This window comes from Variovorax sp. V35 (assembly GCF_041154465.1).
Taxonomy (GTDB): Bacteria; Pseudomonadota; Gammaproteobacteria; order Burkholderiales; family Burkholderiaceae_C; genus Variovorax; species Variovorax boronicumulans.
Genome location: NZ_AP028666.1, coordinates 240385 through 258805 on the forward strand (window position 1 = coordinate 240385; position 18421 = coordinate 258805).

Consider the following 18421-nt stretch of genomic DNA (forward strand, 5'->3'; position numbering starts at 1 on the left):
GTCTTACTTCTCGGCGAAGGCGCGTTCGACGACGAAGTCGCCCGGCGTCGAGGTGTTGCCTTCCTTGAAGCCGCGCTTTTCCAGGATGTGCTTCAGGTCGACCAGCAGGCCGGGGCTGCCGCACAGCATCACGCGGTCTTCCTCGACGTTCAGCGGGGGCAGGCCCAGGTCGTCGGTGAGCTTGTTGCTCTCGATCAGGTCGGTGACACGGCCCTGGTTGCGGAACTCCTCGCGCGTGACCGTGGGGTAGTACAGCAGCTGCTTGGCGATCATCTCGCCCAGGATCTCGTGCTTGGGCAGATGGTCGGTCACGAGGTCGTGGTAGGCCAGCTCGTCGACCTGGCGCACGCCGTGCACCAGGATGACCTGCTCGAACTTCTCGTAGGTGTCGGGGTCGCGGATGATGCTCATGAACGGCGCCAGGCCGGTGCCCGTGCCGAACAGGTACAGGCGCTTGGCCGGCAGCGTGTAGTCGATGAGCAGCGTGCCGGTGGGCTTGCGGCCCACGATCACGGTGTCGCCCACCTGGATGTGCTGCAGCTTCGAGGTGAGCGGGCCGTCTTCCACCTTGATGCTCAGGAACTCCAGGTGCTCCTCGTAGTTCGGGCTCACGATGCTGTAGGCGCGCAGCAGGGGCTTGTTATTGACCTTCAGGCCGATCATCGTGAAATGACCGTTCGAGAAGCGCAGCGCCGGGTCGCGCGTGGTGGTGAAGGTGAACAGGCGGTCGGTCCAGTGGTGGACGCTCAGGACGCGTTCTTCGCTGAATGCACTCATACAGAACTCAAGTGTTGGTTGAAGACAGAAAAGGGTGGCTGAGCCGAAATGCACGCCTTTGGGGCGTCCGCCATCGGCCGGCTAGCAACCCTCCATTGTCGTTGGTCGGAAAAACCCCGATGAACACCGCGAGAAAACACCATTGCAAGCATCGGGCCTGTTTGCTACATTGACCTTTGATGTAGTGAACGCAACATGAAAGTGTAGGGGATGCTACACAAACGAAAGCCGCCGCACAAGCACCTGCACGGCACGTTTGTTGCAAACCTCCGGGGCCTGAAGACCCGCTCCGACAGCACCACACCACGAGATCGCCCCGATGACTGAACACACCAAGACAGACGGATTGCCCGGCATCGACATGCCCCTGGTCGCGCAGGCCGGCGGCGCCGCCTTCGGCAAGGCGCCGCCGCGCAACGAGAAGATGAGCACCGCCAAGGTCGAGTGCAACGCCTGCCCGGTGCTGTGCCAGATCTCCGACGGCCGCACCGGCGCCTGCGACCGCTACGCCAACCGCCAGGGCGTGCTGGTGCGCGTCGACCCGGTGGTGCTGTTGCGCCGCACGCTTGCCAGCGAACAGCCGGCGCTCGTGCCCTTCGACCGGCCCGGCGCCGAGGCGGCCGAGGCAGACGCCACGCCCGACTGGAACGGCGACCTGCTGCACGCCGACGAGGTCTTCGTCACCGGCGTGGGCTCGTCCACCACGTATCCCGACTACAAGCCCGCGCCCTTCATCGTGGCCTCCAAAGCCCAGGGCGTCGACATGGTCACCGTCGTCACCGAAGGCATCTTCAGCTACTGCAGCTTCAAGGTGAAGATCGACACCGACCGCTTCCTGGGCGCCGAGCAGGCCAACGTGCGCTACAAGGGCGAGGTCGTGGGCCATGTCACCACGGCCGAGTACGGCTCGCAGATGCTGTCGCTGGGCGGCGTGCACCACCTCACGGGCGGCAGCAAGAAGGAAGGCCGCATGACGGCCGAGCTCATGCAGCTCTTGGGCAACAAGCAGGCGGTCGAATGCACCATCGACGGCGGCGCCAGCCTCGTCATCCAGGCCGGCAAGGCGCCCATCGTCAACGGCGTGGAAGAGCAGCGCATGCGCGTGGGCTGCGGCTCGGCCGCCGTGGGCATCTTTGCGCGCCAGTTCGCCGGCGTGGCCGACGAGGTGGTGGTGGTCGACGACCACATCACCGGCGTGCTCACCGAGCACCAGGCCGGCCGCTGCCTCGATATGACGCCCTCGGGCATCCAGATGCTGGGGCGCAAGTCGACGCCGGGGCGCTACTTCCAGGTGGCGAACCCGGGCAACGGCTGGGGCGGCACCGACATCGCCGACCCGCTGGCGATCATCGAAGGCTGGGAAGAGGGCGTGGCCCGCCCCGGCCTGCGCCTGCTCATGACCTCCACCACCGGCGAGCACGCGCAGTGGTACGTGCTCGACGAGGCCCTGAAGCCCGTCGAGCAGCCCATGCCGCCCGAGGTGCGCCGCATCGTCGACCGCATCGGCGAGAACTGCGAGCCTTCGCTGTGCACCGTGCTGTTCCTCGGCGGCGCCGGCGGCAGCCTGCGCGCGGGCGTCACCGAAAACCCCGTGCTGCTCACGCGCGCCATCAAGCGCGCGCTGGTCAACGTCACCTGCGGCGGCGCGCCGGCCTATGTGTGGCCCGGCGGCGGCATCACCGTGATGGCCGACGTCATGCGCATGCCCGACAACAGCTTCGGCACCGTGCCCACGCCGGCCATCGTCGCGCCTATCGAATTCAGCATGCGGCGCGACGACTACGAGGCGCTCGGCGGGCACGTCGAACACATCTTCCCGCTCGAACAGGCGCTCGCGCGCGGCGCGTGGCAGGAAGACGGCGCACCGCTGGCGCGCCAATGGCTCGTCATCGACGATGCCAACCCGTGGCCCCTGGGCCATGCCCCGATGCTGGGCTGACACCATGTCCGCCCAACGCACGGCGCTCGACGCGGGCCGCTGGCATTTCAACCACGGCCCGATCGACATCGTGGCCGAAGCGCACGGCGACCCGTACGCCGTCGCCGCCGCGCACGATGCGGCCTGGGCGCGCTTCGGCCATGTGCTCGACGAACTCGTGCGCGAGCTGCCGCAGCTGCGCCTGCCCGTGGCCGCGCGCCAGCGCCCGCGCGGCGTGGTCGCGCGCCGCATGTGGGACGCCTGCGATGCGTTTTCGCCGCTGTTCCTCACGCCGATGGCGGCCGTGGCCGGCAGCGTGGCGCAGGAACTCATTGCCTTCTACGACCGGCCGGGCATCGAGCGCGCCTGGGTCAACAACGGCGGCGACATCGCGCTGCACCTCGCGCCTGGCCACACGGCGCGCGTGGGCCTGTTCGCCGACCTCGCGCGCTTCGACTGGCGCGACAGCGGCATGCTGACCACCGACGGCCAGTTCGAGCTGCACGCCGACCAACCCGTGCGCGGCGTCGCCACCAGCGGCTGGCGCGGGCGCAGTTTCTCGCTGGGCATCGCCGACAGCGTGACGGTGTTGGCCGCCACCGCGGCGCAGGCCGACGCCGCCGCCACCGTGATCGCCAACGCCGTCGACGTGGCCGACGCCCTCATCCAGCGCCTGCCCGCCAGCGCCTGCAAGGACGACAGCGACCTTGGCGACACCCTCGTCACCGTCGACGTGCCGCCGCTGGCGCCCGCGCAGGTGCACCATGCACTCGATGCGGGCGCGGCGTGCGCCCGCGTGCTGCAGAAAAGGGGGCTCGTGTGGGCCGTTCTGCTCGTTTGCCAGGGGCAGTGGCGGCGGGTGGAACCCTTATGCTCGAAGTCGCTGGACATTGCGCTGCCCGAAGCAGTTGGTTCAGTATTTGCTTAACGAAAAGCAAGGTTCTTTTTCATGATCGAAATCCGTCGCGTCTTCACCCATGTCGAGCACATCCACCACGAGTTCGGACCGCGTGCCGAGACCCCGCTGGTGCGCGGTGCCATCGGCGCGGTGCTGACCAATCCTTTCGCGGGCCGCTACGAGCCCGACATCCTGCCGATGATGGCGCTGCTCGACCCCGTGGGCGTCGACATGGCGCACCAGCTGCACGCCGCCATGGACGTGCCGCTCGAGCAGATCGCCACCTACGGCAAGGGCGCCATCGTCGGCGCCGACGGCGAGCTGGAGCACGGCGCGCTGTGGCATGTGCCCGGCGGCTACGCCATGCGCGAGCTGCTCGGCTGGAAGGGAAGCCGCGCCGCCTACACCGCGGGCAAGGCCGAGGAGAAAACCGGCCAGCCCGGCAACGCGCTGTCGATCGTGCCCTCGACCAAGAAGGTCGGCCCGCCCGGCGCCGCGCTCGACGTGCCGCTCACCAACATCAACGCCAGCTACGTGCGCGGCCAGTTCGATGCCATCGAGGTGCGCGTGCCCGGCGCGCCGATGGCCGACGAGATCGTCTTCATCCTCGCGATGAGCACCGGCTACCGCGTGCATGCGCGCGTCGGCGGCCTGCTCGCCAAGGACATCAGCAAGTGGGACGGCCTGCGCTGACCCGCACAAGACAAGAGACAAGACAAGGAACTACAGACATGACCGCCAACATCCGCAAGCTCGTCATCCAGGTCGATGAAACCCGCAAGGAAATGGGGCAGGACGTGACGCCGCCCACGCGCCGCGCCGTCGCCATCGCCGTCATCGAGAACCCCTACGCCGGCCGCTACAGCGAGAACCTCGACGAACTCATCGCCATCGGTGAAGAGCTCGGCGCGCTGCTCGGCCAGAAGGCCGTGAAGGCGCTGGGCATCGAGCCCGGCCAGGCGCAGAGCTACGGCAAGGCCGCCATCGTCGGCGAGCGCGGCGAGCTGGAGCATGCCGCCGCCATCCTGCATCCCAAGCTGGGCGCGCCGCTGCGCGTGGCGGTCGAGAAGGGCGCGGCGCTCGTGCCTTCGGCCAAGAAGCAGGGCACGCTCGGCACCGCCATTGACGTGCCGCTGGGCCATAAAGACGCCGCCTTCGTGCGCAGCCACTTCGACGCCGTCGAGGCCCGCGTGAGCGACGCGCCGCGCGCCAACGAGATCGTCGTGGCCGTGGCCGTCACCGACAGCGGCCGTCCGCTGCCGCGCATCGGTGGCCTGCAGGTCAGTGAAATCAAGGGCGAAGACGGTCTTCGCTGACCTGTCATTGCATCGTCACCCGCATCGTGTTTTCTGTTCGAACTTCTAGGAGCTTCCCGATGAATCCATTGCGCCTTGCCTTCTGCGCCGCTTCCGTCGTCACGCTGGCCACCGCCCTCGTCCCCGCGCATGCGCAGGGCGTGATCAAGATCGGCGAAATCAACAGCTACAAGGCGCAGCCCGCCTTCCTCGAGCCCTACAAGAAGGGCATGGAACTGGCGGTCGACGAGATCAACGCCAAGGGCGGCGTCAACGGCAAGAAGCTGGAGCTCATCAGCCGCGACGACAACGCCAACCCCGGCGACGCCGTGCGCGTGGCCGAAGAACTCATCTCGCGCGAGAAGGTCGACGTGCTGGCCGGCGCCTTCCTGTCGAACACCGGCCTGGCGCTGACCGACTTCGCCAAGCAGAAAAAATTCTTCTACCTCGCCGCCGAGCCGCTCACCGACAAGATCGTCTGGAGCAACGGCAACAAGTACACCTACCGCCTGCGCCCCTCGACCTACATGCAGGTCGCGATGCTGGTGCCCGAGGCCGCCAAGCTCAAGAAGAAGCGCTGGGCCATCGTGTACCCCAACTACGAGTACGGCCAGTCGTCGGTCGCCACCTTCAAGACGCTGCTCAAGGCGATCCAGCCCGACGTCGAGTTCGTCGCCGAGCAGGCCCCGCCGCTGGGCAAGGTCGATGCGGGCAGCGTGGTGCAGGCCCTGGCCGACGCCAAGCCCGACGCCATCTTCAACGTGCTGTTCGGCGCCGACCTGTCCAAGTTCGTGCGCGAAGGCAACACGCGCGGCCTGTTCAAGGACCGCGAGGTCGTGAGCGTGCTGACCGGCGAGCCCGAGTACCTCGACCCGCTGAAGGACGAAGCGCCCAACGGCTGGGTCGTCACCGGCTACCCCTGGTACGGCGTGAAGACCGCCGAGCACAAGGCCTTCAACGACGCCTACCAGGCCAAGTTCAAGGACTACCCGCGCCTGGGCTCGGTGGTGGGCTACAGCGCCATCTACTCGATCGCGGCCGGCGTGAAGAAGGCCGGCAGCACCGACACCGAGAAGCTCGTGGCCGCCTTCAAGGGCCTGCAGGTCGACACGCCCTTCGGCAAGATCAGCTACCGCGCGCAGGACAACCAGTCCACCATGGGCGCGTACGTCGGCAAGACCAAGAACGACGGCGGCAAGGGCGTGATGGTCGACTATGTCTATCTGGATGGCGCCAAGTTCCAGCCGACGGACGACGAAGTGAAAAAGATGCGCCCTGCGGACTGACCGCACGGCTCCTGCAACGCGTCCGCCGCCGCTTCTTGAGCGCGGCGGGGCGCGGTGTCTCCAGTTTCCTCAGGGTCCCTCATGAGCTTTTCAGGCTTCGTTGTTCAGTTGCTCAACGGGTTGGCCGGCGCGTCTTCGCTGTTTCTGGTGGCGGCCGGCCTCTCGTTGATCTTCGGCGTGACGCGCATCGTCAACTTCGCCCATGGATCTTTTTTCATGGTGGGCATCTACGTCGCGTACACGCTCGTCGAGAAGCTCGGCCCGAGCGTGGGCTTCTGGCCGGCGCTGTTGATCGCCGCGCTCGCGGTGGGCGTGCTGGGCGCGCTCATCGAGGTGCTGCTGCTGCGCCGCATCTACAAGGCGCCCGAGCTGTTCCAGCTGCTGGCCACCTTCGCGCTCGTGCTGGTCATCAAGGACGCGGTGCTGTGGCTCTGGGGGCCTGACGAACTGCTCGGCCCGCGCGCGCCGGGCCTGAAGGGCTCGGTCGAAATCCTCGGGCGCCAGTTTCCTTCCTACGACCTGTTCCTGATCGTCGTCGGCCCGCTGGTGCTCGGCCTCGTGTGGCTGCTGCTCACGCGCACGCGCTTCGGCACGCTGGTGCGCGCCGCCACGCAAGACCGCGAGATGGTCAGCGCACTGGGCGTCAACCAGGCCTGGCTCTTCACCGCCGTGTTCGCGCTCGGCGCGCTGCTCGCGGGCCTGGGCGGCGCGCTGCAATTGCCGCGCGAACCCGCCACGCTGGAGATGGACCTGAACACCATCGGCGCCGCCTTCGTCGTCGTGGTGGTCGGCGGCATGGGCTCGCTGCCCGGCGCCTACGTGGCCGCGCTGCTCATCGCCGAGATCAAGGCCGTGTGCATCTGGCTGGGCGTGGTGCAGATCTTCGGCATCGACGTGTCGTTCTCCAAGCTCACGCTGATGGTCGACTTCCTCGTGATGGCCATCGTGCTGGTGTGGCGCCCCTGGGGCCTGTTCGGCCGGCCGCAGGCGCCGAGCCGCTACGTCGGCATGCAGGAAGAGCCGCTGCGCCGCCCGAGCACCGCCTACATCGTGGCCGCCGCCGGGCTGGCGCTGGTGCTGGCCGCGCTGCCGCTGCTGACGGCCGGCTCGCCCTACACCACGGTGCTGATGATCGACCTGCTGATCGCCGCGCTGTTCGCCACCAGCCTGCACTTCATCATGGGGCCGGCCGGCATGCACTCCTTCGGCCACGCGGCCTACTTCGGCCTCGGGGCCTACGGCGCGGCGTTGCTGGTGCGCGCGCTGCACCTGCCGATGGAGCAGGCGCTGGTGGTCGCGCCGCTGGTGGCGGCGCTCGGCGCCTTCGTCTACGGCTGGTTCGCCGTGCGGCTGTCGGGCGTGTACCTGGCGATGCTCACGCTGGCCTTCGCGCAGATCACCTGGGCCGTCACCTACCAGTGGGACAGCTTCACGGGCGGCAGCAACGGCCTGACCGGCGTGTGGCCTTCGGAGTGGCTGTCGAACAAGCAGGTGTACTACTGGCTCACGCTGGTGCTCGTGGGCGCGGGCGTGTGGTGGCTGCGCCGTGTGCTGTTCTCGCCCTTCGGCTATGCGCTGCGCGCCGGCCGCGACTCGGTGCTGCGCGCCGACGCCATCGGCATCGACGTCAAGCGCATGCAGTGGGCGGCCTTCGTCATCGCGGGCACCGTGGCGGGCCTGGCCGGTGCGCTCTATGCGTTCTCCAAGGGCAGCATCTCGCCCGAGAGCCTGTCGGTCGGCAAGTCGGTCGACGGCCTCGTGATGGTGCTGCTGGGCGGCATCCAGACGCTCGCGGGCCCCGTGGTCGGCGCCGTCACCTTCACTTGGCTGCACGACACCGTGGCGCGCAACACCGACTACTGGCGCGCGATGCTCGGCGCCATCATCCTGATCCTGGTGCTCTTGTTCCCGCAGGGCATTGCAGGGTCGATCAAGCAGCTCGTCGATCGGTGGCGCGCACCGAAGCATGATGAAGCAGACGCCAAGCTCAAGGAGGTGAAGGCATGAGCCTCCTCAAAGTCACCAACCTCGGCAAATCCTTCGGCGGCGTGAAGGCCGTGGACGGCATCAGCTTCGAGCTGCCGCCCGGCGAGCTGCTCGCGCTCATCGGCCCCAACGGCGCCGGCAAGTCGACCACCTTCAACATGGTGAACGGCCAGCTCAAGGCCGACCAGGGCTCGATCACGCTCGACGGCCACGAACTCGTGGGCCGCAAGCCGCGCGAGATCTGGCGCAAGGGCGTGGGCCGCACCTTCCAGATCGCCGAAACCTTCGCCTCGCTGACCGTGGTCGAGAACGTGCAGATGGCGCTGCTCTCGCACGACCACAAGCTGTTCTCGATGTGGCGCCGTGCGGCCGACCACAAGCGCGACGAAGCGCTGGCACTGCTCGACCAGGTCGGCATGAAGGCGCAGGCCGACCGGCCCTGCAGCGTGCTGGCCTACGGCGACGTGAAGCGCGTCGAACTCGCCATCGCCATGGCCAACTCGCCCAAGCTGCTGCTCATGGACGAGCCCACCGCCGGCATGGCGCCCCAGGAGCGCAACTCGCTCATGGCGCTCACCAAGGACCTCGTCATCCAGCGCGGCATGGCCGTGCTCTTCACCGAGCACAGCATGGACGTGGTGTTCGCGTACGCCGATCGCATGATCGTGCTCGCGCGCGGGCGCCTCATCGCGCAGGGCAAGCCGCTGGAGATCCGCGACCACCCGAAGGTGCAGGAGGTGTACTTCGGCAGCGGCAAGACCTTCGAGAAGATTGCAGAGAAAGCCGCAGCGCTGGGAGTCACCGCATGAGCACGCACGAACCTCTTCTGGAAGCCAAGGCCTTGTGCGCCTGGTATGGCGCCGCGCAGATCCTCTACGACGTCGACCTCGAAGTGCGGCGCGGCGAAGTCGTCGCGCTCATGGGCCGCAACGGCGCGGGCAAGTCGACCACGCTCAAGACGCTGATCGGCATGCTCACCAAGCGCCGCGGCGCCGTGCGCTTCCTGGGCCACGACATTTCGAAGAGCGAGCCGCACCACGCGGCGCGCCTGGGCCTGGGCTTCGTGCCCGAAGACCGACGCGTGTTCACCGACCTCACGGTGATGGAGAACCTCGAGGTCGGCAAGCAACCCGCGCGCCAGTGGGCCGACGGCACGGCCGCGCCGCTGTGGACGCCCGAGCGCCTGTTCCAGCTGTTCCCCAACCTCGGCGAAATGCCCAACCGCCCCGGTGGCCGCATGAGCGGCGGCGAGCAGCAGATGCTCACCGTGGCGCGCACGCTGATGGGCAACCCGTATCTCGTGCTGCTCGACGAGCCCTCCGAGGGCGTGGCCCCCGTCATCGTCGAGCAGATGGCCAACATGATCCTCGAGCTCAAGGCGCAGGGCGTGAGCATCCTGCTGTCGGAGCAGAACATGCACTTCGCCGAGCTGGTCTCCGATCGCGCCTACGTGCTCGAGAAGGGGCAGATCCGCTATCACGCCACGATGGCCGAGTTGGCCGCGAACGAAGAAGTGCGCAGGGCTTACCTCAGCGTCTGACCGTTTCCTTTCCTCAACCACCGGAGTCCACACCATGCATCGCAGAACCGTCTTGAAGTCCGCCGCTGCCCTGGGGCTCGCCGGCAGCCTCGGCAGTTTCGGCCTCTCCGCTTTCGCGGCCGGCAAGATCAAGCCCGGTGGCAAGGCCGCGCTGATCGTGGTCGACGTGCAGAACTGTTTTCTCGACGGCGGCACGCTCGCGGTGAAGGGCGGCAACGAGGTGATCCCGGTCATCAACGCGCTGGCGCCCGCGTTCCAGAACATCGTCGTCACGCAGGACTGGCACACGGCGGGCCATGCCTCGTTCGCCAGCACCTACAGCGGCAAGAAGCCCTTCGAGACGACCAAGCTCAACTACGGCACGCAGGTGCTGTGGCCCGACCACTGCGTGCAGGGCACCGACGACGCGGCGCTCGGCAAGGAGCTGAAGGTGCCGACCGCGCAGCTCATCATCCGCAAGGGCTTCCACAAGGACATGGACAGCTACTCCGCCTTCGAAGAGGCCGACCACAAGACGGCCACCGGCCTGGCCGGCTACCTCAAGGCGCGCGGCATCAAGACCGTGTTCGTCACCGGCCTGGCCACCGACTTCTGCGTGGCCTGGACCGCGATGGACGCACGCAAGGCCGGCTTCGAGGCCTACGTGATCGAAGACGCCACGCGCGGCATCGATCTCAACGGCTCGCTGGCCGCCGCCTGGAAGCAGATGACGGCCAAGGGCGTCAAGCGCATCCAGTCCGGCGACATCCAGGCCGGCTGACGACCCCGAAGTCCGCGGCGCCGCCGCGGCAACACCCCTCCGACGACAACAACAAAGAGACAGACGACGCATGAAGCTTTCGATTTCAAGGCGCACCCTGGTGGCGGGCGGCGCGGCCCTGGCGCTCGGCCCCGGCCTGCTGCGGCCGGCGCGCGCGGACAACGGCGTGACCGACAGCACCATCCGCATCGGCCAGTCGGCCGTGTTCAGCGGCCCGGCGAAAGACTTCGGCGTCGACTACCGCGCGGGCATCCAGCTGTACTTCGACCGCGTCAACAAGTCGGGCGGCATCCACGGCCGCAAGATCGAACTCGTCACCTACGACGACGCCTACGAGCCCGCGAAGACGGCCGTCAACACCGCCAAGCTGATCGACGAGGACAAGGTCTTCGCGCTCACCGGCTACGTCGCCACGGGCAACCTCGCGGCCGCGATGCCGCTGGCCGAGAAGGCCGGCGTGCCGATGTTCGCGCCGCTGGTGGGCACCACGTCGTTCCGCACCAAGACCAACCGCTACCTGTTCCACGTGCGCGCGGGCTACGACCTGGAGCTGCGCAAGATCATCAGCCACCTCTCGACGCTGGGCATCCAGTCGATCGCCGTGGTCTACCAGGACAGCGCCTTCGGCAAGTCGAACCTCGCCACCTGCGAGCAGCTGGCCGCCGAATACAAGGTGAAGGTGGTGCAGACGCTGCCCATGGCCATCGCCGCCGAAGACGCCAAGCAGGTGATCGGCGGGCTCGCCGAGGGCCGCCCCGGCGCCGTCGTGATGATCATGGCCGGGCGCATGACCGAGGTCTTCATCCGCGACTACCGCGCGAGCGGCGCGGCGGCGCCGCTGTACACGCTGTCGGTCGGCATCACCGACGCGGCGGGTTCGGCCAAGCGGCTGGACGGCAAGCTCGCCGGGCTGGTCACGGCCAGCATCGTGCCGCCGCCCGGCGCGCAGCGCGTGCCCATCGTGGCCGACTACCAGCGCGACCGCGCCGAGTTCGGCCAGAAGATCGACAGCTACACCGCGCTGGAGGGCTACATCGTCGCGCGCGTGATGGCCGAGGGCCTGCGCCGCGCGGGCAAGGCGCTCACGCGCGACAGCTTCATCGCCGGGCTCGAGAGCATCGGCAGCACGCGCTTCGGCGACTTCCCCGTCGACTACAGCGCGAAGAACCACAACGGCTCGACCTTCGTGGACCTGGAGATGTACACCCGTGACGGCCAGTTGCGGCGCTGAGCCGCTGCACCTGCAGGTCAACGGCCGGGCGCACACGCTCGCCGGCGTGCCGCGCGAAGCCACGCTGCTGCACCTGCTGCGCAACGACCTCGGGCTCAACGGGCCCAAATACGGCTGCGGGCTCGGGCAGTGCGGCGCCTGCACGGTGCATGTCGACGGCGTGGCCGCGCGGTCCTGCGTGATTCCCGCGCATGGCGTGGCGGGGCGCAGCATCACCACGCTCGAAGGCCTGGGCATGCGCGGGCGCTGGCACCCGGTGCAGGCTGCCTTCGAAGACGCGCAGGCCGCGCAATGCGGCTACTGCCTCAACGGCATGGTGATGCAGGCCGCGGCGCTGCTCGCGCGTGATCCGCACGCGAGCGAGGCGCGCATCCGCAGCGAGCTCTCGGGCAACCTGTGCCGCTGCGGCACGCACATCGAGATCCTCGACGCCGTGCAGCGCGCCGCCGTGCGCCTGCGTGCAGCCCCGCCGGACGCCCCCGCCGCATGACGCGCCGCGCCGACCTGCCGCAGACCCGCGCGGAGTTCCTTGCCGCCGACGGCGTGCTGCTGGTGGTGCGCGAAGCGCCGCCCCCGCCGCCGCCCGCCAAGGGCCAGCCCGCCTTCATCGCCAGCCACCCCAGTGAAGGCGACGAGGTGCTGCTCGCGCTGTGGGACGACGGCAGCGTCTCGGCGCTCAACGGCCACGTCGACCTGGGCACCGGCATCCAGACCGCGCTGGCGCAGATCGTGGCCGAGGAGCTCGACCTCGGCATGCCCTGCGTGCGCATGATGCTCGGCGACACCGCGCGCGCGCCCAACCAGGGCGCGACCATCGCGAGCGCGTCGATCCAGATCCACGCGCAGCCGCTGCGGCTGGCCGCCGCGCAGGCACGCGCGTGGCTGCTCGCGCGTGCGGCCGAACGGCTGGGCGTGGCCGTCGATGCGCTGCAGGTGCGCAACGGCGTTGTGCGCGTGGCCGAGGCGCCGGAGCGCCACCTCAACTACGCGGACCTCGTGGCGCACCAGCGCACGGTGCTGCGGCTGGACCTCGACGCCACCCCCAAGAACCCGGCCGACTACCGCCTCGTCGGCACGCGCCAGGCGCGCGTCGACATCCCGGCCAAGCTCGCGGGCGACCTCGTGTTCGTGCACGACATGCGCGTGCCCGGCATGCTGCACGGCCGCGTGGTGCGCCCGCCGTATGCGGGCGCGGACCACGGCGAGTTCATCGGCAACACGCTCGAAGCGGTCGACGAGTCGTCGATCGCGCACATCCCCGGCATCCGCGCCGTGGTCGTGGTGCGCGACTTCGTCGGCATCGTCGCCGAGCGCGAAGAGCACGCCGAGCAGGCGATGCGCGAGCTGCGCGTGACCTGGAAGCCCTGGCCCGGCATGCCCGACCTGCGCGACGTGGCACAGGCCCTGCGCGACAACCCCTCGACGCAGCGCCTGCTGGTCGATGAGGGCGATGTCGACGGCGCCATGGCCGCCGCCGCGCAGCCGATGCAGCGCACCTACGTGTGGCCCTACCAGATGCATGCGTCCATCGGCCCGTCGTGCGCGCTGGCCGAGTGGCAACCGGCCGACGGCAGCGGCATGCAGCTGCGCTGCTGGGCCGGCTCGCAGAACCCGCACGTGCTGCGCGCCGATCTCGCCAAGCTCATGGGCGTGGACGACGTGCAGGTCGACGTGGTGCGCATGGAGGCCGCGGGCTGCTACGGCCGCAACGGCGCCGACGACGTGGCGGCCGATGCCGCGCTGCTCGCGCGCGCCGTGGGCGCGCCGGTGCGCGTGCAGCTCTCGCGCGAGCAGGAGCATGCGTGGGAGCCCAAGGGCGCCGCGCAGCTCATGGAGATCGACGGCGGGCTCATGGCCGACGGCCGCGTCGCCGCCTACGACTTCGAGACCTCGTACCCCTCGAACGGTGCGCCCACGCTGGCGCTGCTGCTCACGCGCACGGTCGAGCCCGTGGCGCAGGCCTACGAGATGGGCGACCGCACCGCGCGACCGCCCTACAGCTACGACAACCTGCGCGTGAAGGTCAACGACATGGCGCCGATCGTGCGCGCCTCGTGGCTGCGCGGCGTGTCGGCGCTGCCGAGTTCGTTCGCGCACGAGTCGTACATCGACGAGCTGGCGACCGCCGCCGGCGTCGACCCCGTGCAGTTCCGCCTGCGGCATCTGGACGATCCGCGCGCGGTCGAGCTCGTGCAGGCCACCGCGCAGAAGGCCGGCTGGCGCATGCGCACCGGGCCGCAGGAGAACGCCGACGGCGGGCTGGGCGAAGGCGGCGACATCCTCTTCGGCCAGGGCTTCGCGTACGCGCGCTACATCCACAGCAAGTGGCCGGGCTTCGGCGCGGCATGGGCCGCGTGGGTGGCCGATGTCGAGGTCAACCAGAAGACCGGCGAGGTGCATGTGCGCCGCGTGGTGGTGGGGCACGACGCGGGGCTGCTGGTCAACCCGGCGGGGGTCGAGCACCAGGTGCACGGCAACGTGATCCAGACCACCAGCCGTGCGCTCAAGGAGCAGGTGCAGTTCGCGCCGCAGCAGGGCGCCGCAACGGGCGGCGCGCAATTGCCGGGCGTGTTGCCTTCGGGCGTGGTCACGAGCCGCGAGTGGGGCAGCTACCCGATCCTCAATTTCCGCGACGTGCCGGTGATCGAGGTGATGCACATGCCGCGTCCCGGCGAGCCCTCGCTGGGCGCGGGCGAGTCGTCGTCGGTGCCGGGCACGGCGGCGATCGCGAATGCGATCTTCGATGCGACGGGCGTGCGCTTCCGCTCGCCGCCGTTCACGCCGGAGACGGTGCTGGCGGAATTGAACCGGGGGTCGCTGCCACCGCCGCCGGGGCAGGGCGATGCCACCGGACCCTCTTCGTCACCGGCCCCAAGCGCAGGCGTGAACAACGCCCTGTGGCCGCGCCGCAAGGGCCTGTGGGCCACCGGCGCCGCGCTCTTCATCGGCGGCCTCGGCGTCGTCGCCGGCCTGCTCGGCTGGCGCTCGGCCATCGCGCCGGTGTCGCTCAGCGCGCCGGTCTACAGCGAGTCCACCATCGAGCGCGGCCGCGTGCTCGCCGCACTCGGCGATTGCGCCGTGTGCCACACCGCGCCGGGCGGCGCACCCAATGCCGGTGGCCGCGCGATGGACACGCCCTTCGGCACGCTCTACACCACCAACCTCACGCCCGATGCCGAGACGGGCCTGGGCCGCTGGTCCTTCAGCGCTTTCCAGCGCGCGATGCGCGAAGGCGTCTCGCGCGACGGCCACCACCTGTACCCCGCGTTCCCCTACACCGCCTTCGCGAAGACCAGCGACGACGACCTGCAGGCGCTCTATGCGTACTTCATGGCGATGCCGGCGGTGCGCGCGCCAACGCCCAAGTCCGAACTCAAGTTCCCGTTCAACCTGCGCCCGCTCATGGCCGGCTGGAACGCGCTGTTCCACGACCCCGCGCCGCTTCCGCCCGTGCCCACGCAGAGCGCCGAATGGAACCGCGGTGCCTACCTCGTCAACGGCCTGGGCCATTGCGGCGCCTGCCACACGCCGCGCAACGCGCTCGGCGCGGAGCAGGGCGGCAGCGCGTTCCTCTCGGGCGCGATGGTCGATGGCTGGGAAGCGCCCGCGCTCACGCAGCTGTCGAAGGCCGCCGTGCCGTGGGACACCGACGCGCTGTACCGCTACCTGCGCAACGGCCACTCGCCACGCCACGGCATCGCGGGTGGCCCGATGGCCGAGGTGGTGCGCGAACTCGCGCAGGTGCCCGATGCCGACGTGCGCGCGATGGCCGTCTACCTCGGCGCGTTCAACCCCGCGCCGGTTGCGCAGCCGCAAGCGCTCGCGCAACAGGCCATCGACAACGCCGCGCGCACGCAAGGCCAGCTGCTCGGCCCCGCGCAGCGCATGTTCGACAGCGCCTGCGCCTCGTGCCACCACGACGGCGACGGCCCCACGCTGCTGGGCGTGAACACGCCGCTCGCACTCAACAGCAGCCTCACGAGCACGCGGCCCGACAACCTGCTGCGCACCATCCTCGACGGCGTGCGCGCGCCCGCGCACCGCGACATCGGCTTCATGCCCGCGTTCCGCGAAGCGCTCGACGACCGCCAGATCGCCGACCTCGCCGGCTACATGCGCGCACGCTTCGCGCCGCAGGAAGCGCCGTGGGCGAACCTGCCCGCCGAGGTGGTGCGCGTGCGGGCCACGCCGGGCCACTGACACACGGTGGTTCCCGAGGCGCGGCTACGATGGCGCGCAGACCTTATTCACGGAGACACCCCACCATGCCTTTGGACCTTTCGACCGCTTCCAGCCTGCCCCGCGACGCCGAGCGCGCCACCCTTGTCGGCCGTCTCTGGCAACCCGGCGTGGGCCCGGTGCTGGTGGCCGTGCAAGGCGATGGCCTGCACGATCTGTCGACGCTCGCGCCCACGATGAGCGACCTGCTCGAACGTCAGGGCTCGCCGGCCGAAGCCGTGCGCGCTGCATTGCAAAGTGGCACCGCGCCACGCATCGCCGCGCTCGATGCCGTGCTCGCCAACAGCGACGAAAGCACGCGCGACAACAACCAGGCCTGGCTGCTCGCCCCTTGCGACCTGCAGGTCGTGAAGGCCAGCGGCGTGACCTTCGTCGCGAGCCTGCTCGAACGCGTGATCGAAGAGCAGGCACGCGGCGATGCCTCGCGCGCCGAGGCCACGCGCGCGGCCATCGGCGATGTGCTGGGCGACAACCTCGCCGACATCGTGCCGGGCTCGCCCGAAGCCATGAAGGTGAAGGACGTGCTCATCGCGCAAGGCATGTGGTCGCAGTACCTCGAAGTGGGCATCGGCCCCGACGCCGAGGTCTTCACCAAGGCGCCGGTGCTCGCGGCCGTGGGCACCGGCGCCGACGTGGGCATCCACGCGGACTCGGCCTGGAACAACCCCGAGCCCGAGGTCGTGCTCGCGGTGAACAGCCGCGGCGAGACGCTCGGCGCCGCGCTCGGCAACGACGTCAACCTGCGCGACTTCGAAGGCCGCAGCGCACTGCTGCTGGGCAAGGCCAAGGACAACAACGCCTCGTGCGCCATCGGCCCGTTCATCCGTCTGTTCGATGCGCACTTCGGCATCGCCGATGTGCGTCGCATCACGGTCGCGTTGAACGTGACGGGCCCTGAAGGCTTCACGCTCGAAGGGTCGAGCTCGCTCGCGAAGATCAGCCGCGATCCGCTCGACCTCGTGGCGCAGACACTCAACCGCCACCACGCCTACCCAGACGGTTTCATGTTGTTTCTGGGCACGATGTTCGCGCCGACACAAGACCGTCACGGACCGGGGCAAGGATTCACGCATGTCGTGGGCGACCATGTGCGCATCGCCGCGCCTGAATTGGGTGCGTTGAACAACCGCGTCGTGCATGCAGACCAGGCGCCGCGGTGGTCTTTCGGCCTCGGTGCGTTGATGCGCAACCTCGCGTCGCGTCGGCTGCTGTAGCCCGTACTTCTGCACTTTAAAAGCAGATGTACTCCTTTGGAATTCAGAGGCTGCACTTTGCATTCTGTTGCGGTTGACCATGCCTCTTCTTACCCTCAAGATGACTACCATCGCGAGTGGATAAATCAAGGGAGTCGTGGTTGCTGCCGAATGAGATCGATCTGTTGCAGACGCCCGTCGAGGGCCCGCTTCCCTGTGGTGAAGATCTGGAATACGACGCCGATTTCATGGCGCTCCAACAGGCGGCCACGGGCAAGCGCGAGCAGCAGTTCGGCGACACGATCATTCCCGCCGAGCCGCCCGACTGGGCGCGTGTAGACCGCATCGCACGACAGCTGTGCGTGCGCACGCGCGACCTGCGCGTGCTGGTGCCGCTCACGCTCGCATGGACCGAAAGCCGCGGCCTGCCCGGCTATGTCGACGGGCTGCGCCAGGTCGATGCGGTGCTGCAGACTTTCTGGAACGACGTGCATCCGCGCGTCGTCGATGGCACGAACGAAGACCCGCTGCCGCGCATGAATGCGCTGGCCGCACTGGCCGAAGCCGAAGGGCTCGGACGCAGCGTGCGCGATGCGCGGCTGCTCGAAGACGGTGGCACGGCGATGAGCCTGCGGCAGGTCGAGGCGCTGCTCGATTCGAGCAAGAGCGACCAGGTGGACTACCCCGGCGGCGTGGGGCGCCTGCGCGAGGCCGCACGCCGTGCACACGACAAGGCGGCGGCGCCGGTCGTGGCCCTGCGTGAGGCTCTGGCACTGCTGCAGCGCATCCGCGAGACCTGCGAGCGCGCGCTGGGCCAGAGTTGGGCGCCCGATTTTTCACGGCTCGAACGGTCGCTGCGCACCGTGGGCCAGTTGCTGCCGGAGCAGCCGCACAGCGAAGTGCCGCAGGCGTCGGCAGTGGGCGGTGCAGAAGACACAAGCGGTGCGGCGCACGTGCACGCACCCGCAGCGCACGTTGCAGCGGCCACGCAGGCTGCAGTGCGCCCGCTGCGTATTCAAGAGATTGAAATATCGGCTCGTGAAGATGTGCAAGTGTTGTTGGAAAAAGCATGCGAGTTCCTGGAACGAACGGAACCGAGCCATCCGGCACCCATGCTGATCCGCAGGGCCCAGCGGCTGATGGACCTCAACTTCTTCCAGATCATCGAAGAGCTCGTGCCCGAGGGATTGCAAAAGATAGAAAGCCTTGCCGGCCGCCCGTTGAACGGCGACGCCGCATTGCCCTAGCGGCCGTTGCTGCCGGCGAGCAGGAACAACGCGCCGGCACCGGTCGACCGG

General features: G+C 69.0%; 15 protein-coding genes. 14 read left to right on the forward strand and 1 reads right to left on the reverse strand.

The annotated features are described in order from the left end of the window. Positions 1 to 3: 3 nt before the first annotated feature. A complete protein-coding gene (locus tag ACAM42_RS01150; RefSeq protein WP_062473986.1) occupies positions 4 to 777 on the reverse strand; it encodes a ferredoxin--NADP reductase in 774 nt (257 codons plus the stop codon). A 319-nt stretch (positions 778 to 1096) separates the two neighbouring features. Here ACAM42_RS01150 and ACAM42_RS01155 point away from each other — a divergent pair, with 319 nt between their 5' ends. The 14 genes from ACAM42_RS01155 (at position 1097) to tssA (ending at position 18370) form a co-directional block, all read left to right on the forward strand. Further along, a complete protein-coding gene (locus ACAM42_RS01155; protein WP_159278912.1) occupies positions 1097 to 2716 on the forward strand; it encodes a 6-hydroxynicotinate reductase in 1620 nt (539 codons plus the stop codon). A gap of 4 nt (positions 2717 to 2720) precedes the next feature. Further along, a complete protein-coding gene (locus ACAM42_RS01160; RefSeq protein WP_307696550.1) occupies positions 2721 to 3623 on the forward strand; it encodes a UPF0280 family protein in 903 nt (300 codons plus the stop codon). 21 nt (positions 3624 to 3644) lie between these two features. Continuing rightward, positions 3645 to 4286 (forward strand): amino acid synthesis family protein, encoded by a 642-nt coding sequence (locus tag ACAM42_RS01165; RefSeq protein WP_095743158.1) that lies wholly within the window; start codon positions 3645 to 3647, stop codon positions 4284 to 4286. A gap of 38 nt (positions 4287 to 4324) precedes the next feature. Beyond that, positions 4325 to 4909 (forward strand): amino acid synthesis family protein, encoded by a 585-nt coding sequence (locus tag ACAM42_RS01170; RefSeq protein ID WP_130426486.1) that lies wholly within the window; start codon positions 4325 to 4327, stop codon positions 4907 to 4909. A 59-nt stretch (positions 4910 to 4968) separates the two neighbouring features. Beyond that, the gene (locus ACAM42_RS01175) at positions 4969 to 6174 is read left to right on the forward strand and encodes an ABC transporter substrate-binding protein (protein ID WP_062473975.1); all 1206 of its coding nucleotides are present in this window, start codon (positions 4969 to 4971) and stop codon (positions 6172 to 6174) included. Positions 6175 to 6255: 81 nt separating this feature from the next. Further along, positions 6256 to 8181: an ABC transporter permease gene (locus tag ACAM42_RS01180; protein ID WP_369630866.1), complete on the forward strand. Its 1926-nt coding sequence runs from the start codon at positions 6256 to 6258 to the stop codon at positions 8179 to 8181. Further along, positions 8178 to 8969 (forward strand): ABC transporter ATP-binding protein, encoded by a 792-nt coding sequence (locus ACAM42_RS01185; RefSeq protein WP_095949850.1) that lies wholly within the window; start codon positions 8178 to 8180, stop codon positions 8967 to 8969. The genes ACAM42_RS01180 and ACAM42_RS01185 overlap by 4 nt, the downstream gene beginning before the upstream one ends. Beyond that, entirely contained in the window at positions 8966 to 9700 is a 735-nt protein-coding gene (locus tag ACAM42_RS01190) for an ABC transporter ATP-binding protein (protein ID WP_139703387.1), read from the forward strand. Before ACAM42_RS01185 ends, ACAM42_RS01190 begins: the two co-directional genes overlap by 4 nt. A gap of 34 nt (positions 9701 to 9734) precedes the next feature. Beyond that, positions 9735 to 10460, forward strand: a complete 726-nt coding sequence (pncA, locus tag ACAM42_RS01195) for a bifunctional nicotinamidase/pyrazinamidase (RefSeq protein WP_139703389.1) — start codon at positions 9735 to 9737, stop codon at positions 10458 to 10460. 70 nt (positions 10461 to 10530) lie between these two features. After that, positions 10531 to 11691: an ABC transporter substrate-binding protein gene (locus ACAM42_RS01200; RefSeq protein WP_174254408.1), complete on the forward strand. Its 1161-nt coding sequence runs from the start codon at positions 10531 to 10533 to the stop codon at positions 11689 to 11691. Then, positions 11669 to 12181 (forward strand): (2Fe-2S)-binding protein, encoded by a 513-nt coding sequence (locus ACAM42_RS01205; RefSeq protein WP_369630867.1) that lies wholly within the window; start codon positions 11669 to 11671, stop codon positions 12179 to 12181. The genes ACAM42_RS01200 and ACAM42_RS01205 overlap by 23 nt, the downstream gene beginning before the upstream one ends. After that, complete coding sequence (locus tag ACAM42_RS01210; protein WP_369630868.1) at positions 12178 to 15891, forward strand: molybdopterin cofactor-binding domain-containing protein; 3714 nt, start codon at positions 12178 to 12180, stop codon at positions 15889 to 15891. The genes ACAM42_RS01205 and ACAM42_RS01210 overlap by 4 nt, the downstream gene beginning before the upstream one ends. A 65-nt stretch (positions 15892 to 15956) precedes the next feature. Further along, positions 15957 to 17144: a fumarylacetoacetate hydrolase family protein gene (locus tag ACAM42_RS01215; RefSeq protein ID WP_369630869.1), complete on the forward strand. Its 1188-nt coding sequence runs from the start codon at positions 15957 to 15959 to the stop codon at positions 17142 to 17144. A 116-nt stretch (positions 17145 to 17260) separates the two neighbouring features. Next, positions 17261 to 18370 carry a type VI secretion system protein TssA gene (gene tssA, locus ACAM42_RS01220; RefSeq protein WP_369630870.1) on the forward strand — a complete coding sequence of 370 codons (1110 nt, stop codon included), beginning with the start codon at positions 17261 to 17263 and terminating at the stop codon, positions 18368 to 18370. Positions 18371 to 18421 lie beyond the last annotated feature (51 nt).

What these genes read in the sequence shown, in the direction of transcription:
- ACAM42_RS01180 (WP_369630866.1), top strand. Translation starts at nt 6,256, where the DNA reads ATGAGCTTTTCAGGCTTCGTTGTTCAGTTGCTCAACGGGTTGGCCGGC.
- ACAM42_RS01150 (WP_062473986.1), bottom strand. Translation starts at nt 777, where the DNA reads ATGAGTGCATTCAGCGAAGAACGCGTCCTGAGCGTCCACCACTGGACC.
- ACAM42_RS01170 (WP_130426486.1), top strand. Translation starts at nt 4,325, where the DNA reads ATGACCGCCAACATCCGCAAGCTCGTCATCCAGGTCGATGAAACCCGC.
- pncA (WP_139703389.1), top strand. Translation starts at nt 9,735, where the DNA reads ATGCATCGCAGAACCGTCTTGAAGTCCGCCGCTGCCCTGGGGCTCGCC.
- ACAM42_RS01190 (WP_139703387.1), top strand. Translation starts at nt 8,966, where the DNA reads ATGAGCACGCACGAACCTCTTCTGGAAGCCAAGGCCTTGTGCGCCTGG.
- ACAM42_RS01215 (WP_369630869.1), top strand. Translation starts at nt 15,957, where the DNA reads ATGCCTTTGGACCTTTCGACCGCTTCCAGCCTGCCCCGCGACGCCGAG.
- ACAM42_RS01200 (WP_174254408.1), top strand. Translation starts at nt 10,531, where the DNA reads ATGAAGCTTTCGATTTCAAGGCGCACCCTGGTGGCGGGCGGCGCGGCC.
- ACAM42_RS01165 (WP_095743158.1), top strand. Translation starts at nt 3,645, where the DNA reads ATGATCGAAATCCGTCGCGTCTTCACCCATGTCGAGCACATCCACCAC.
- ACAM42_RS01185 (WP_095949850.1), top strand. Translation starts at nt 8,178, where the DNA reads ATGAGCCTCCTCAAAGTCACCAACCTCGGCAAATCCTTCGGCGGCGTG.
- ACAM42_RS01155 (WP_159278912.1), top strand. Translation starts at nt 1,097, where the DNA reads ATGACTGAACACACCAAGACAGACGGATTGCCCGGCATCGACATGCCC.
- ACAM42_RS01210 (WP_369630868.1), top strand. Translation starts at nt 12,178, where the DNA reads ATGACGCGCCGCGCCGACCTGCCGCAGACCCGCGCGGAGTTCCTTGCC.
- ACAM42_RS01175 (WP_062473975.1), top strand. Translation starts at nt 4,969, where the DNA reads ATGAATCCATTGCGCCTTGCCTTCTGCGCCGCTTCCGTCGTCACGCTG.
- ACAM42_RS01160 (WP_307696550.1), top strand. Translation starts at nt 2,721, where the DNA reads ATGTCCGCCCAACGCACGGCGCTCGACGCGGGCCGCTGGCATTTCAAC.